Here is a 14,383-nt window from a genome sequence, read left to right on the forward strand (position 1 = left end):
GAGTCATTGGCAGCGCCTCTTGAATGAAGTTGTTTCTTCTCTTTACACTTCTAACCCATAATTTTGACAAAGAGCTGCAAGTCCGCCAGAGAATCCGCTTCCGATTGCGTTAAACTTCCAATCGCTGCCGTGTCTGTATAGTTCGCATACGACGACAGCTGTTTCAATTGAGAAGTCCTCCCCTAAATCAAAACGAATCAATTCTTCCCCGCCCTCTTCATTTACAACACGAACAAATGCATTAGAGACTTGTCCAAAATTCTGGCTGCGTGCCTCTGCATCATGAATCGTCACTGTAATTCCGATACGATCAATGTTAGCAGGAATTTTCGAGAAATCAACGAGAATTTGCTCGTCATCTCCATCTCCTTCACCCGTACGGTTATCACCGGTATGAGTGACACTGCCGCTTGGATGCTGCAGATTATTATAGAACACAAAGTCTGTATCTTGTTGACAACGATTGTTTGCATCTACTAAGAAAGCCGAAGCGTCCAAATCAAATTCGGCTCCGCCTGAATATTTATTCGTATCCCAGCCAAGTCCGATCATCACTTTTGTCAGCCCTGGATTGGTTTTCGTTAAATCGACACGTTGTCCTTTTGAAAGTTGAATCGCCATATTCGTATCTCTCCTATCTTCTGAAAATATGAAAACGGGCGTTACCCGATATCTAAGCCGAAGTCTGTTGCAATGCGGGCAAGTCCGCCTTGATAACCTGATCCAACAGCTGAGAATTTCCACTCTCCGCCATGACGGTATAATTCACCTACAATAATCGCTGTTTCAATTGAAAAGTCTTCCGCCAAATCATAGCGAATGAGCTCTTCATTTGATGCCGCATTTAAAATACGGACGTAAGCGTTAGACACCTGTCCAAAGTTTTGGCTGCGTGCTTCTGCATCATGGATTGTAATGACGAAGGAGATTTTCTCAATACTTGCTGGTACAGTTGAAAGATCAACATTGACCTGCTCGTCATCTCCGTCTCCTTCACCTGTACGGTTATCGCCTGTATGTACGATACTTCCGCCACCGCCAGTTGTTTGATTGTAGAAGACAAAGTCAGATGGAGAGTTTGCTTTCCCTGCTGCATCTAAAAGGAATACGCTTGCGTCTAGATCAAAGTCATGTCCGCCATCATACTTGTTTACATCCCAGCCAAGACCTACGACTACTTTTGTTAAACCTGGATTCGTTTTTGTTAAATCAATTTTTTGACCTTTCGCTAAAGAAATTCCCACTAGGAACCTCTCCCTTCTAAATTAAATGTAGTTTCTCGTAATATCGGCAAGCTTCGCATCGTTTGTACCATTTCCTACAGCTGCAAACTTCCACTCATTCTCGTGGCGATAAAGCTCTCCAACGATTAATGATGTTTTACCTGCATATTCATCTTTCAAATTATATTTCACTAATTCTTGATTGTTTGAACGGTCAACAATTCGGATGTAAGCATTTTGAATCATACCAAAGTGTTGGTTTCTTCTAAGTGCATCATAAATGTTCACAACGAACACCAATTTATTCACATTGCCTGGTACCTTGCTTAAGTTGACGAGGACTTGTTCATCATCTCCGTCTCCTTCACCTGTCAGGTTGTCACCTGTATGCTCAACACTGCCGCATTTGCTTTTCAAGTTACCAAAGTAAATCAAATCTTTATTTTCAACAAACTTATCATTTTTCAGCATCAGCACTGAAGCGTCACAATCAATATCAGCACCGCCGCCTCCGCCAAACAGCTTACCTAAAAAACCGCCGCCTTGTGACACAGGGTCCCAGCCAAGTCCAACTAGAATATTGGTTAGTCCTGCTTTTCCTTTTGTTAAATCAATACGTTGACCTTTTTCTAATGTAATCGCCAAATCAATCACTCCTCCAGCATAATAAAAATCTATTTATTAAGCGATGGACCCTATTAAAATCATCATACATGAAAATTCGACAAAATTCATGAAATGACATTGGAGCCTCTTACTCTTTTTTCTATTTACTAGTATATACGATCTATGTATAAAAGAGGTTTCAATATGATGATATTTTTTTAAAGAAAGATCCATGACAAAAATGATTCATGTCGTAAAAGAAGTGTTTCATGTGAAACATTGTCGAAAGTTCCCGTTACACAGCCTCTCACTTAAAAACAGGGCGCGCATCCACTTCATATGTTGATATAGAAAATTCATGTACATAGCTGTGATAAACCCTTTCATTTCCTTCCGTTCATGACTTTCTTTATACTTATGGATAGAATTCAACGTATTGATGAAAGGGTGTTGATGATGCCATCACTTCATATATTAGATCAAGTCGCCATCCCTAAAGGCCAGTCCGCACAAGAAACATTGGTTCATACGACAGAGCTGGCCAAGCTTGCGGAAACACTGGGGTATGAGCGGTATTGGTTTGCTGAACACCACAGCACGAGAGGACTCGCAAGTACAGCGCCTGAAATATTAATGGCACATATTGCTTCACACACATCGACATTGCGCACAGGCTCTGGGGGGATTTTACTCCCGCAGTACAGCCCTTTTAAAGTAGCAGAAGTCACCCGCCAGCTTGAAGCCCTTTACCCTGGGCGGATTGAGATCGGGGTTGGTAAATCCCCAGGCGGAATTGAACGGACGAGACTCGCTTTGACAGACGGCGTGAAGAAAGAACTGTCTCAATTTGACCGCCAGCTGGAGGACCTTCTTTTTTACTTATCTGACAGCCTGCCTTCTGGTCATCGGCATGCAGGAGTGAAAGCGGCTCCGCTCGTTGATTCTTATCCGCCAGTCTGGCTGCTTGGACTCGGGGAAAACAGTGCCATCCAGGCGGCATCACTTGGAATCAACTATATTTTCGGACATTTTATTCATCCTGCACGAGGCAGGCAAGCTTTTGAAGCGTATCGGTCACACTTTTCTCCATCCGTTTTCTCACGTCAGCCTCAGTCTATGTTTGCTGTCTTTGTGATCTGTGCAGACACAGACGAGGAAGCAAGCCGCATTGCCACCAGTACAGATTTATGGCTACTTCGGGTTGAAAAAGGACTGGACAGTCGCGTTCCTTCTATAGAAGAAGCTGAGAACTATCATTACACTGAGCAAGAAAAGAAAAAAGTGTTACAAAACCGCCAGCGAATGATTGTTGGCTCAAAGCAAACAGTGAAAGAACAGCTGCAAATCTTAATGGACCGCTATCAAACAGGCGAGATCATGATATTAAACAATTCATTTGATCCAATGGAAAAGCAGCGTTCCTTTGAACGAATCGCAGAACTATTTTGAAGCCAATCTTTCGTTGGCTTCTTTTTTACATTGTCATAAAAAATGGGAAATGTAACATCGAGATGTCAAAAAGCTTCCTTCTGTCATCTGATCGCAAATGTGTCTTCTAATCGTTAGCGAACTGTAAACGCATGGTAGGTGTACCTTTTATATAGTAGAGGTACATATGAAGTAACGGTTTACAATGCTGAGAAAGGAAGGAGATGACTGGCCATGAATAAACGACTCGACTGGGTGGATGCGGCTAAAGGAATCGGCATTCTGCTCGTCGTAATGGCACATGTACCCATTCCTGATTCATTCAAGCAATTTATATACTCTTTTCATATGCCACTCTTCTTTTTACTATCAGGTATGATGTTTCGATCATCCTCACAACCTGCTATATCATTTATACAGAAAAAAGCGAAAAGCTTGCTCTTACCTTATCTCTATTTCTCCATTATTACGTACGTTTTCTGGTTCACGGTGACCCGATTTTTCGCCTTTAAGGGGCAAACAGATATTGATCCCTTCGTTCCATTTACGGGAATTTTCATTTCAAATGCCGATGAAGCAAGACTGACGCATAACCCAGCCATCTGGTTTTTAACGACGCTCTTTTTAGTGGAAATGTTGTTTTTCTTGATGCATCGTCTGACAAAAGGAAAACCAGCTGTATTGATTTTACTGACCGTCCTTTGCGGTGGAGCCGGATATGCTTCCACGCTATTGTTAAACCAGAGTCTCCCTTGGAATGCCAACGTTGCGTTAACGGCTGTTGTGTTTTATTCAATCGGATTTTTAGCAAAACAATGGTTTGTGGAATTAAAAACAGATCCTACCCTTCTGTTATGTACAGGTCTGCTTGTACTGACTGCATATATGCAAAGCTTTAATTCACGAATTGATATGCGGGTCAATGACTATGGGGATCTATTCATTTTTTATGCTTGTGCACTGCTCGGTTCATCTGCTGTCATTTATTTAAGCTTCAAATTGAAAACGTCCACGATATTGACGTATCTCGGACGTCATTCCATTGTGATTCTCGTCCTGCAATTTGCCGGTATCGATATCATGAAGGCATTTGTTTATTATGGGCTAGGCATCAATATCTCTGATACAGCGCAGCTTTCTTGGACGCTCTTTTATACGATCGGTACATTGCTGCTCATGGTGCCATGTATCTCTTTCTTGAGCAAGTATCCTATGCTGCTCGGCAAACCAGCAAAGTCAGCACACCGCTACAAAGAAAAAACATCCGCCGGCTAACGGGGCGGATGTTTTTCTATTATTCATTTAATTGAGATGGATAAAGTGTCATTCCTCCATCAACAAATAATGTAGTACCTGTAATATAGGCAGCTTCTTTCGATACGAGAAATGCAGCGGCAGACCCAATCTCTTTCGGATCGCCAAACGTTCTCATTGGAATTTTCTCAAGCTGCTTTTGTTTTTTCTGTTCATCTTGAAGATCGTCATTTGATTCCGTTGCCATTGTACCTGGTGCAATCGCATTGACCCGAATACCCGCTTCGGCATAATCAAGAGCCAGCGTCTTCGTCATCATATTCATTCCTCCTTTAGAAGTAGAGTAATGAACATTAAACGGACGCGGGATCTCTTGATGGACACTGGATATATTCAAGATTGATCCTTTCACATCATGTTCCATCATATAGGCAATCGCTGCCTTTGCTCCTAAAAATGAGCCTGTGATATTCACATCAATGACCTTTTGCCATTGTTCCAACGTCATTTCATGCGGCATTGCTTCTTCACCATTAAATCCCGAATTATTGACGAACACGTCTAGTGCGTTAAAATTCTCCAGCGCGGCATCCATTAACGCCTGAATTCCTTCCTCTTTGGAGACATCTGCGTGTACTTTCACCGCCCTACCTCCATGCTGCTGGATGGCTTGTACTGTTTCTTCAGCACCCTCTTCATCACCTTTATAATTCACAACCACGTTCATTTGTTCTTGTCCAAATCTCAAGGCGATGGCTTGTCCTATGCCTTTAGAAGAACCTGTCACAATGGCTGTTTTCCCTTTTAAATCTTGATACATCTTCATTTCCTCCAATCACGTGCTTCATCTTGTTGATACACAATGGTTACCCATTTTGAAAAAAAGAAAAACACAATCCTCTTGAATACAAAGGATTGTGCTGTTCATTAAGCTAAAAGGTGTTATAAACATTCTCACATGTTTCAGCTGTGGGCTGGTAAAAGCAATGTGACTTATACCTTGCCACAAACGGCTGATTGTACCAAGTGGATGGACAATTTCCAGGCGGTTTGAAATACCAAAGGCTGAATTTCGCAGGCCAAAATCGTTCACCATTAATGTTCCTCCGTGCAAGTGTCTTTTCACTTTCTCGTGCTCGCTGATAAAAATAGCCATGCGTGACTGCCTCAAACGCATGCTCCTGATAAATCATTTGTGGAATCGTACGCAGCCCTTTAAAGTCAGAACAGTTGGCACGCAAACGATTGATGCCTACATTTCCTACAAGCAGCATCCCTTGTTTCCCTTCACCTTCCGCTTCGGCTCTCAGCAGTCTGGCCATTAAATCAATATCAGAGCTTGTCGCTCTTACCACTGCCATACATCCACCTCCCATTCATTTCTCTTTTATTTTATGTAGGGTTTCTGTGTAGATGACTGCCATTTTGAAGGGAAAAGACACATTCCGTGTCGAGAGCCTGTCTAAATACCTCAACATTTCGCTGGACAAGTGTCTCTCTGTCAACAACACACAAACCTAGTGATCATACACATCACAGGAAAAAATATTCATTACTAACGACTCATTTACAAGTCATAAAAATCCTTCTATTTGCTACATCTTCTTCAAAAACAGTCATTTGAACCTATTCAATAATCCGACTCAAAACCTTAAAATATAAAATGTTGAGTTTTTACAGGAGATTTCAAACAATAAAATACACATTTCTCCTCTCAACATAGTGTCATTTTTACTACTTGAAGTGGATGAACCTTTCGAACGCACTGAGGTATTGACAGTACTTTCGCTTCATTCTACAGTAAAAAACATACAGTATTTTTCTTTTTGTGCAAAAAGAACGATATGAACTAAAGCTTTCCAATGAAATTCACCATAAAACCCGAGGAGGAAAACATCTCATGTTTAAAAAGAAATTATCCCTGTTTCTTCTGATTTTGTGTGTAACTGTTGTCGCTGCTGCTTGTAGTGGTGGAAAAGACAAAACTGCTGCGAAAGAAAGCGATACAAAAAAATCTCTTGATGCAGCTGAAGTAAAAGTAGAAAGTGCTGAGTACACTTTACCACCTCAATACGATACATCTGTTCAGGATGATCAGTATGTCCTAAAAGTGAATGTATCTGTAAAAAACATCAGCAAAGAACCATTGAATGTGGATAAAAGCAACTTTACGCTTTACCAAGATGACGCTCAGGTGTCTACCATCTCTCCTGATGACTACAACGAAGTATTATCTTCAAGCTCTCTAAATGCAGGTAAAGTATCAAAAGGTGGTCTTTTCTTTGTGGTTGATAAAGAAAAAGACTATCAATTGGTTTACACAGAGCCTGGTTCTGGATCGAAAAAAGATGACAAAACACTAGAATTCGATATTAAAGGAAAAGACTTGATGAAAAAGGCAGATACACTTCAAGCGTCTGCAAAAGCCCTTTCTTCTTATATTGATGTCATGATTTTTGGTAAGAAAAATGACGATTTCGAAAAACTAACAGGTGATAACAAATCAACTGTCGTAAACGAATTTGATAAATCATTCAAACAAGGCTATATTTCTTCTTCTGGTATTTCATCTAGCTCAGCAAAAGACGAAAACCTTGATAAGCTTCTAAAAGCTGTGAAAGAAACATTAGCTGAAAAATCAAAAGTATCAACGAAAACAAAATCAATCAGCGGTGATAAAGCTGTCGTGACTGTGACACTTACACCAATTGATGCAAGCCCGCTTGTCGATCGTTTAAAAGAAAAAGCAACTGAATTCTACAGCAAAAACCGTACAGCATCTTATGATGATGCTCAGAAATATCTACTTTCTATCTATCCAGATGAATTTAAAAAATTAGGACCATCATCTTCTGAAGAAACAGTAGAAGTGAACATGAAGAAAAACGATATCGACCAATGGAAACTTGATTTGAACGACTACAAAACAAGCTCATTGGTTGAAAAGTTCATCAAGAACTAAAGAAAACCCCCGGTTCCCGGGGGTTTTCTTTAGTCTTTTTTTGATTGATGTCTATATTTGATTCCGACATACAAACAAGTAAGGAAGAAAATGGTGATCCACATCCACAAGACATTCACCATCAATAATGTGGTGGCTACTACGATCAAAATTGTGAGATCTAGTTTTTTTTCTAGTTTTTTATGGGTGAGAACGAAAATGATTAGTAGAAAAGCGATGAAACAGGTGATTCCATAACTGAAAGCTGCGGGCAATTTTCGCACCTCCTTATTACATGGCATATACTGACAAAAGGATACAACATACTATGAAGATGAATTCCCCTTTTCAGCATCATATCCTTTTATGATGTCAATCGAATCAACTGCATCATCTTCTTGTATGTATTCCTCTACATAAGGAGTGATTAATTTCTCGAACCTTTGCTCATCGTCTACTAAAGCAATATAAGTTTCATCGCCTTCATAGTCAGATGGGAATAAATGTGCAACAGAACCTAAAGCTCTATCAATTGCATTTCTCAATTCTATCAGCCCTTTTTTATCACTCACTTAAACATACAAAACAAAAAACTTATAGAAAAAATCTACAAGTTCTTCATTTCTATCAATGAAATGTTCTTTCTATTTCGCAAGCATCCATTTCTCTTTCATAAACAAACTTCTCACGATGACAAACAAAATCATCACTGTCAGCGCCGAGGAGCCAAGCGTCAGGGCAATCGACATCGGGTCAACGATGCCAAACATCAATTGCTTGCATAGTGCGTGAATATTAAGGAATGGGATCGCAAAGTAATACGTATCTAGCTGCGTAGCGCCTGCTCTCATGGTGAAAAACATCGGAATCACACCTAGTGTAATGATCATGGACATGTACGATTGTGCTTCTTTCACTGAGCTTGAAACGACACTGAGCAGCAGTTCAATCATGGATACCATGAATGAGAAAATAATTAATGCCGCAAACATAACGCCGATGATGCTCCACACTTGATCTCCGAAGTTCAGCGCTTGTTTCAGTTTTTCTGTAAAGAGCAATGTAGAGAGCAGCAGCATGCCAATCGCCACAATGCCACTTAATATACCAAACATAGAAACAGCTAGCCATTTTCCAATTAAAAGCTGAAGTCTGCTGGCCGGTGTCAGGAATAAAGCTTCAATTGACTTTCTATCCTTTTCACCTGCTACGATATCAAGCGCAGCTGGCAAAGCACCTGAGATCACAGACGTCACTAAAATCATTGGAAGGAGAATCGACAGCAGCATGGTGGTCACCCCGTTTTCTCCATCCCCGTCCTCTCCTTCTTGCACATCAACCGATTGCACCTCAAACGGATGAATCACTGACGATTTGATCTGATCCTGTGCCAAACGCTTTTCTACGACTTGATTTTGATATTGTTCAAGCAATGATTGCAGCATTTGAACCGCAATCACTGAATCATCATCTGTTGGATACCCATGGACTTTAATGGCAAACGATGTTTGATGCTGAAGCATATCGCCTGCATCTTTTGGCATTTCTAGATAAGCATTTGCCTCACCGTCTTTAACGGCTTGCTGCGGGTCATCAAATGTTTCAAGTTTCAGGTTTTTCACTTCTTTGATCATGTCATTCATATCGGACGGAAGCTTTTCATTGATTGCGACTGTGTACGTTTTATCGCCTGGATCAGCGATCATGCTTTCGTAGAAAAACACGAGTCCGAGCATCGTCAAAAGAGGGATCAACACTGTTAAGAGCAACGTTTTCCTATCTCTGAGCGAATCTGTCATTTCTTTTAAAAAGACGGTTTTCCACATTATGCATTCCCCCTTGCGAGCTTCGACATAAAGATGTAATTCAAGTCTTCACTTTGTTCCTGTGCATATAATTCTGGAAGCGTTCCTTTGTACACGAGCTCCCCTTGATGAATCATCATGACACTGTCACAAAGCAGGCTGACTTCTTCCATGATGTGGCTTGAAAATAGAATCGTTTTATTTTGCTGTTTCAACTGATGAATAAACTCTCTGAAAATATTACTCGATGTGATATCTAAACCTGTTGTCGGTTCGTCAAACAAAATAATGTCAGGGTCATGAATCAATGTTCTGGCAATCGCCACCTTTTGCTTCATCCCTCTTGAAAATCCTTTTACCTTGCGATCCATGTACTGCCTCATCCCGAATCGCTTTGCTAAATCCTCAATTCTTGCTTTGATCTCATGCTGATCCAAGCCATATAATTTCCCAAAGTATTCAAGGTTTTCACGAGCCGTCAAACGGTCATAAAGTCCCGTCTCACCGCCAAACAAGACCCCAATTCGCTTCTTCACTTCAGTTGCTTCTTTGACTGTATCAAAGCCTGCGACAGTGACTGATCCGTGCGTAGGTTCTAATAATGTGGCAACGGCGCGTAGTAATGTGGTTTTCCCCGCTCCATTTTCTCCTAAGATGCCGACGACTTCTCCTTCCTTCACGGAGAATGTCATATGTTTCATCGCCTTTACGACTTTTTTCTTATCTGTAAACCAGCAACTACAATCGCTGAGAGTAATCATTTGGTTCGCCCCTTTCGACTATCTACGTCTATGATAGAAAAAATACCGCCTGTCTGACATAAAAATGTCGCGAAACGTCCTTTTTCTGTCTTGAAATGATCCATTTTAAAAAACAAATGGTAAAATAGACAAATAATAAGAAGAGTCATAGGTGATTTTTATGATAAAAGTAGGTCTTGTCGATGATTACCGAGTGGATTTAGAAAAGCTGCATGCCATTGTCGGCAGAATGGATGCCGTTGACATCGTTTTTGTGACGCAGTCAGCGGAGGATGCATATGAGAAGGTCAAACAGGGCGACATTGATCTATTGTTTGCAGACATTGAGATGCCTGGCATGTCTGGCTATGAATTAGCAGACCTTATTCACTCCCATGCACTGAATGTGGATGTTGTATTTGTGACGGGAAACAGTGGGTATGCTGTCCATGCCTTTGATTTGAATGTCCATGATTATATTATGAAGCCTTATCAAGCTGATCGAATCGCCAAATCCTTAGAGCGCTACATGTCCACCAAGCAGGAGAAAAGCATTCACGGACGGCTTCTCATCAAGCAGCAATCAAATATCCATGTACTGCAAAAAAAGGATGTCATCTTTGTTGAACGTACTGGCAGGTCGACGACCATTGTCACAACAACAGGAGATATTCAAACATACCAAACTCTCAACGAGTTAAAAGGGGATTTAGCTGAGAAAGACTTTATCCGCTCCCACCGCTCGTTTATCATCAATATTCATTACATTAAGAACTTTTCGGCGTATGCCAAAAATTCATTTATCGTGTCTTTTGAAGGGACTGATAAAAAAGCCATGATGACGAAGCAGCAATTAGAATACTTTAAGAAATACTACTTTTAAGGAGAACGAACGTGAACGCTTTCTATCTTGGATTTCGCATATATACGCTCATCTGGCTCGGTCTTGCAGTTCAAGCTGCTGCTAAAGCTGTTCTGCCTTTGTCATCAAGCATGGTGTGGCTTCTGACCTTTTGCATCATGTGCCTTTACACATTTTTCATTTACAAAAGGTTTTGGCTAGGTATGAGTGGTTACGTGATATTAGGCGCTTTTGTGCTCATCACCTGTTCAGGCATTTCACTTTTTCTCACGCACGGAAATGGACTAAGCCATCTTTTAACTGTCATCATCATTTTGACAGCCGATCTTCTTTCCTTCAAGGTGATGCAAACGGAGCAACGATTAAATGGACGGCTTCAAGAGCTGATTCATGCTGAGTCGAGGACCAATGACTTGCTGCTTGAGCTGCGAAGTAAACACCATGAAACAGCTAGACATTTAAATGCCTTTTCCGCATCGAATGACGAGCATGAGATCAAAGATTTGATTCAGCAATACGTGAAACATTTCCCTTGGATCAAAGGGGAAAATGCTTATTTGGCCTCCACCCTTCATTCCTTTTTCCAGCGGGCTGAAAAAGGGGACATTGCCCTTTCACTAGATCTTCAAGCACCCTTTTCTTCTCTTCCTTTTTCTAAGGCGGATCAGGTGAGTTTTACTGGCAACCTGCTTGATAACGCATTAGATGCCGCTATTGAAGCGAAGCAAGCTGGGAACGAGGGAAGCATCTCGATCACGACTTCCATCCGGAGCGGGCTCTTTTTGATTCATTGTGAAAACAGTACGAAGGGAATGGAAAAACACGTATTAGATCATCTGTTCAAGACGTTTGGCCGCTCGACAAAAGGCGGTGATCATCAAGGTATGGGTACTTATATCATTCATCAGCTTGTTGAAAAGGCAGACGGCACGCTTGATTTTACGTATCGTTCTCCAAACCTGAGGCTCGTGATCAAGATTCCTCTCACAATGGCATAAAAAATAAGGTGCTACTTGGCACCTTATTTTTTATATTATGAAAAGATCTGATCGATTTCGCTAATTTCTTCTTTTGTTAATTGAACATCGTTTGTTTTCAAGTTTTGTAAGACTTGCTCGGCTCGTTTTGCACCAGGAATAATGGCATCAATGCCATCCTGCGCCAACAGCCACGCCAGCGCTACATGGGCTGTTTCGGCATGTTTTGATTGCGCAATGGTCTTCAGTTTGTCTACTTTTTCGAGGTTTTGAAGGAAAGCATCACCTTGGAAAAGCGGGTCCTTTGCTCGAATATCATCAAATGTCGCATCCTTTGTAAACTTCCCAGTCAACAGGCCTGACGCCAATGGAAAATAAGGGATAAAGGAAATCCCATGCTCCACGCAGTACGGGAGAAGGTCTTGCTCGGCCTGACGTTTCAGCAGAGAATACTCTGATTGAAGCACGTCTAGGTATCCATCTCGATTAAAGGTTTGAAGCTGTTCAAAATCAAGGTTTGATGCCCCAATTGCCCGGATTTTCCCCTCATCCTTCAATTCCTTTAAAGTACCTGCCACTTCATCCAGCGGCGTGCGGCCATCTGGGAAATGCATATAGTACAAATCAATATAATCGGTTTGCAACCTCTTCAGGCTGTCTTCGACCTGCTGTCTTAAGAAATCACGGCTATTGTCCAGTTCGATTTGTCCGTTTACTTCTTTATGAGCCCCTTTTGTCGCAAGAACCAGTTCGTCTCTGCCGCCTCTTTTGGCAATGATCTCGCCAATCAATTCTTCTGAACGGCCCAGCCCATAAATAAAAGCAGAATCTAAGAAATTGACACCATGATCAAGAGCAGTTTCTACTAGCTCCCGCCCTGCATCTTCACTCAGATTCGGGAATAAATTATGGCCACCTACTGCATTTGTTCCAAGCCCTATCGGATTCACCTGTAAATCAGTTCGTCCAAGCGTTACTTTTTTCAAAAGCTCATCTCCCTTATCTGCTTAATCATCCTTATTTTCCCATGAATCATTTTCAACATTCAAGTATTCTGCTCTCTGAAAATCAATCTGAAGGTGGACGCTTTGAAAGAAACAGATTCGTATGATGAAGATATACTTAAACGAAAAGTTTTGCGATGTGAATCCTAACACATCTTTTGAAATGAAAACTACCTCCGTTTCAAGATTTTTACACACAAAACATTTAAAACTCATGATAAATAGATAAATTAATTCTTATTAACTAGTATATTCTACTTATTAAATTCCGTTTTTTATAGGTATTTGTGTAAAAATCTATCAAAGATAGGGACTAAAACCTATTCCTCATCACGAATGAAATTCGATAGAATGAATAGTGCAAATCGTCATTAGGAGATTTTCCCCTTTAACACCCGAATATACCATTCTATCTGTTTCTTTTTTCTCATTCAGATAGCGGGAAGAAAATGACGAAAGAAAAGCAAAGGAGCATCAACTGTGAATCTTAAAAAAATAAGTGCACTCCTCATGATTTCATTCGTGATGATCATCTCTGCAGCCTGCCAGAGCTCAGCAAAATCAACAAAGGCTGACCAAAAGTCAACAAAAACAGCAGAGGTAAAAGTGAATAGCTACGAATATACGTTACCAGTAGACTCAACAACTACCTTGCGAGACAATGAATTGGTGTTAAAAGTCAACCTGACGATCACCAACAAAGGTGACAAAGCCCTTTCACTATATAACTCTGATTTCACCCTTTATCAGGACGATGCCAAAGTCTCTGATTTAAAATTCTACGGCAGTAAAGACCGCCTTGATCTTGGGTCATTGAACAAAGGGAAATCACTATCAGGAGCGCTTTATTTCCTAGTAGATAAAGGCAAAAAATATCAGTTCGTGTACCAAGATAGCATCAAGAAAAACAGCGATTCGATCGAAATGGAACTAGATGGCGAAAAGATACTGGATACAGCGAAAAAGCTAGATAACCCAGCAAAAGCACTATCTGCTTATACAGATCTCATTGTTTTTGACAAAAAGAATGATCAATTCTCAGAATTAACAGGTGACAATCAATCAGATGTCGTTAATAAATATCACGAAATGTTTGTGAAAGACTTTAAAAGAAGTGCAGGCATATATGGAAACGAAGTCAGTGACCGCGATATTTTATCCATGTACAAACGCATGCAAAATACAATGAAGGATAAAGCGAAAGTGGAAACAAGTGTGAAAAGCATCTCAGATGACGAAGCGAAGGTTGTCGCTCAAGTAACCGGTATTGATGCTTCTAACTTAAAAGACAAACTAGACAAACAAAGAGATGAGTTTTACAACGGCAAAATCCGTTCGAAAGAAGAATTGTATAAGAAAAGCTTGAATATGTACGCATCTGAGTTTGAAAAGCTTCCTCCAGTCTCAAGCCCTGCTGAGTATGAAGTGAAAATGAAACGTAACGGAGATGGTCAGTGGAAAATTGACCTCAATGATTATAATACAGAGCAATACATGAGTGGTTTTATTAAAACAAGATGATGAAAAAAAGACGCTGGCTCCT

15 protein-coding genes are annotated in these 14,383 nt (G+C 40.7%); 6 read left to right on the forward strand and 9 right to left on the reverse strand.

The annotated features are described in order from the left end of the window. Positions 1 to 42: 42 nt before the first annotated feature. The 3 genes from ASG46_RS03065 to ASG46_RS03075 are packed head-to-tail and all read right to left on the reverse strand — an operon-like array spanning position 43 to position 1,868. Positions 43 to 621, reverse strand: a complete 579-nt coding sequence (locus tag ASG46_RS03065) for a TerD family protein (protein ID WP_007498343.1) — start codon at positions 619 to 621, stop codon at positions 43 to 45. A 41-nt stretch (positions 622 to 662) separates the two neighbouring features. Further along, on the reverse strand, positions 663 to 1,244 hold the full coding sequence (locus ASG46_RS03070) for a TerD family protein (RefSeq protein ID WP_008342133.1): 582 nt from the start codon (positions 1,242 to 1,244) through the stop codon (positions 663 to 665). Between the two features lie 21 nt (positions 1,245 to 1,265). Beyond that, entirely contained in the window at positions 1,266 to 1,868 is a 603-nt protein-coding gene (locus ASG46_RS03075) for a TerD family protein (protein WP_017358594.1), read from the reverse strand. 417 nt (positions 1,869 to 2,285) lie between these two features. Between ASG46_RS03075 and ASG46_RS03080 the strand changes: the two genes are divergently transcribed. Beyond that, positions 2,286 to 3,278 (forward strand): LLM class flavin-dependent oxidoreductase, encoded by a 993-nt coding sequence (locus ASG46_RS03080; protein ID WP_039963220.1) that lies wholly within the window; start codon positions 2,286 to 2,288, stop codon positions 3,276 to 3,278. 213 nt (positions 3,279 to 3,491) lie between these two features. Beyond that, the gene (locus ASG46_RS03085) at positions 3,492 to 4,532 is read left to right on the forward strand and encodes an acyltransferase family protein (RefSeq protein WP_056703065.1); all 1,041 of its coding nucleotides are present in this window, start codon (positions 3,492 to 3,494) and stop codon (positions 4,530 to 4,532) included. A 19-nt stretch (positions 4,533 to 4,551) separates the two neighbouring features. On the opposite strand, the gene ASG46_RS03090 is transcribed toward ASG46_RS03085, so the two are convergent. Further along, positions 4,552 to 5,331, reverse strand: a complete 780-nt coding sequence (locus ASG46_RS03090) for a glucose 1-dehydrogenase (protein WP_008342137.1) — start codon at positions 5,329 to 5,331, stop codon at positions 4,552 to 4,554. Between the two features lie 112 nt (positions 5,332 to 5,443). Beyond that, a complete protein-coding gene (locus tag ASG46_RS03095) occupies positions 5,444 to 5,872 on the reverse strand; it encodes a cell wall hydrolase (RefSeq protein ID WP_008342138.1) in 429 nt (142 codons plus the stop codon). A 539-nt stretch (positions 5,873 to 6,411) separates the two neighbouring features. Here ASG46_RS03095 and ASG46_RS03100 point away from each other — a divergent pair. After that, positions 6,412 to 7,473 (forward strand): DUF4352 domain-containing protein, encoded by a 1,062-nt coding sequence (locus ASG46_RS03100; RefSeq protein WP_007498351.1) that lies wholly within the window; start codon positions 6,412 to 6,414, stop codon positions 7,471 to 7,473. A 305-nt stretch (positions 7,474 to 7,778) separates the two neighbouring features. Here ASG46_RS03100 and ASG46_RS03110 read toward each other — a convergent pair whose 3' ends face one another. From ASG46_RS03110 to ASG46_RS03120, 3 genes are all read right to left on the reverse strand, one after another. Next, positions 7,779 to 7,997: a hypothetical protein gene (locus tag ASG46_RS03110; RefSeq protein WP_235562203.1), complete on the reverse strand. Its 219-nt coding sequence runs from the start codon at positions 7,995 to 7,997 to the stop codon at positions 7,779 to 7,781. Positions 7,998 to 8,096: 99 nt separating this feature from the next. Next, on the reverse strand, positions 8,097 to 9,278 hold the full coding sequence (locus tag ASG46_RS03115; protein ID WP_017358600.1) for an ABC transporter permease: 1,182 nt from the start codon (positions 9,276 to 9,278) through the stop codon (positions 8,097 to 8,099). After that, positions 9,278 to 10,018, reverse strand: a complete 741-nt coding sequence (locus ASG46_RS03120) for an ATP-binding cassette domain-containing protein (RefSeq protein WP_041508193.1) — start codon at positions 10,016 to 10,018, stop codon at positions 9,278 to 9,280. The genes ASG46_RS03115 and ASG46_RS03120 overlap by 1 nt, the downstream gene beginning before the upstream one ends. Positions 10,019 to 10,178: 160 nt before the next feature. On the opposite strand from ASG46_RS03120, the gene ASG46_RS03125 reads away from it, so the two are divergent. Both ASG46_RS03125 and ASG46_RS03130 read left to right on the forward strand, forming a co-directional pair. Further along, a complete protein-coding gene (locus ASG46_RS03125) occupies positions 10,179 to 10,880 on the forward strand; it encodes a LytR/AlgR family response regulator transcription factor (RefSeq protein WP_024719011.1) in 702 nt (233 codons plus the stop codon). An 11-nt stretch (positions 10,881 to 10,891) separates the two neighbouring features. Beyond that, positions 10,892 to 11,857, forward strand: a complete 966-nt coding sequence (locus ASG46_RS03130; RefSeq protein ID WP_056703071.1) for a sensor histidine kinase — start codon at positions 10,892 to 10,894, stop codon at positions 11,855 to 11,857. Positions 11,858 to 11,892: 35 nt separating this feature from the next. Here ASG46_RS03130 and ASG46_RS03135 read toward each other — a convergent pair whose 3' ends face one another. Beyond that, complete coding sequence (locus tag ASG46_RS03135) at positions 11,893 to 12,822, reverse strand: aldo/keto reductase (protein WP_056703074.1); 930 nt, start codon at positions 12,820 to 12,822, stop codon at positions 11,893 to 11,895. A gap of 498 nt (positions 12,823 to 13,320) precedes the next feature. Here ASG46_RS03135 and ASG46_RS03140 point away from each other — a divergent pair, with 498 nt between their 5' ends. Continuing rightward, a complete protein-coding gene (locus ASG46_RS03140) occupies positions 13,321 to 14,361 on the forward strand; it encodes a DUF4352 domain-containing protein (RefSeq protein WP_056703077.1) in 1,041 nt (346 codons plus the stop codon). Positions 14,362 to 14,383: the final 22 nt, after the last annotated feature.

Origin of the sequence: Bacillus sp. Leaf49, from assembly GCF_001426125.1 — a bacterium.
GTDB classification, from domain to species: domain Bacteria; phylum Bacillota; class Bacilli; order Bacillales; family Bacillaceae; genus Bacillus; species Bacillus altitudinis.

Bases quoted from the DNA above. Each gene is read 5' to 3' on its own strand.
- ASG46_RS03065 (WP_007498343.1), bottom strand. From the start codon at position 621: ATGGCGATTCAACTTTCAAAAGGACAACGTGTCGATTTAACGAAAACC.
- ASG46_RS03080 (WP_039963220.1), top strand. From the start codon at position 2,286: ATGCCATCACTTCATATATTAGATCAAGTCGCCATCCCTAAAGGCCAG.
- ASG46_RS03085 (WP_056703065.1), top strand. From the start codon at position 3,492: ATGAATAAACGACTCGACTGGGTGGATGCGGCTAAAGGAATCGGCATT.
- ASG46_RS03090 (WP_008342137.1), bottom strand. From the start codon at position 5,331: ATGTATCAAGATTTAAAAGGGAAAACAGCCATTGTGACAGGTTCTTCT.
- ASG46_RS03095 (WP_008342138.1), bottom strand. From the start codon at position 5,872: ATGGCAGTGGTAAGAGCGACAAGCTCTGATATTGATTTAATGGCCAGA.
- ASG46_RS03100 (WP_007498351.1), top strand. From the start codon at position 6,412: ATGTTTAAAAAGAAATTATCCCTGTTTCTTCTGATTTTGTGTGTAACT.
- ASG46_RS03115 (WP_017358600.1), bottom strand. From the start codon at position 9,278: ATGTGGAAAACCGTCTTTTTAAAAGAAATGACAGATTCGCTCAGAGAT.
- ASG46_RS03120 (WP_041508193.1), bottom strand. From the start codon at position 10,018: ATGATTACTCTCAGCGATTGTAGTTGCTGGTTTACAGATAAGAAAAAA.
- ASG46_RS03125 (WP_024719011.1), top strand. From the start codon at position 10,179: ATGATAAAAGTAGGTCTTGTCGATGATTACCGAGTGGATTTAGAAAAG.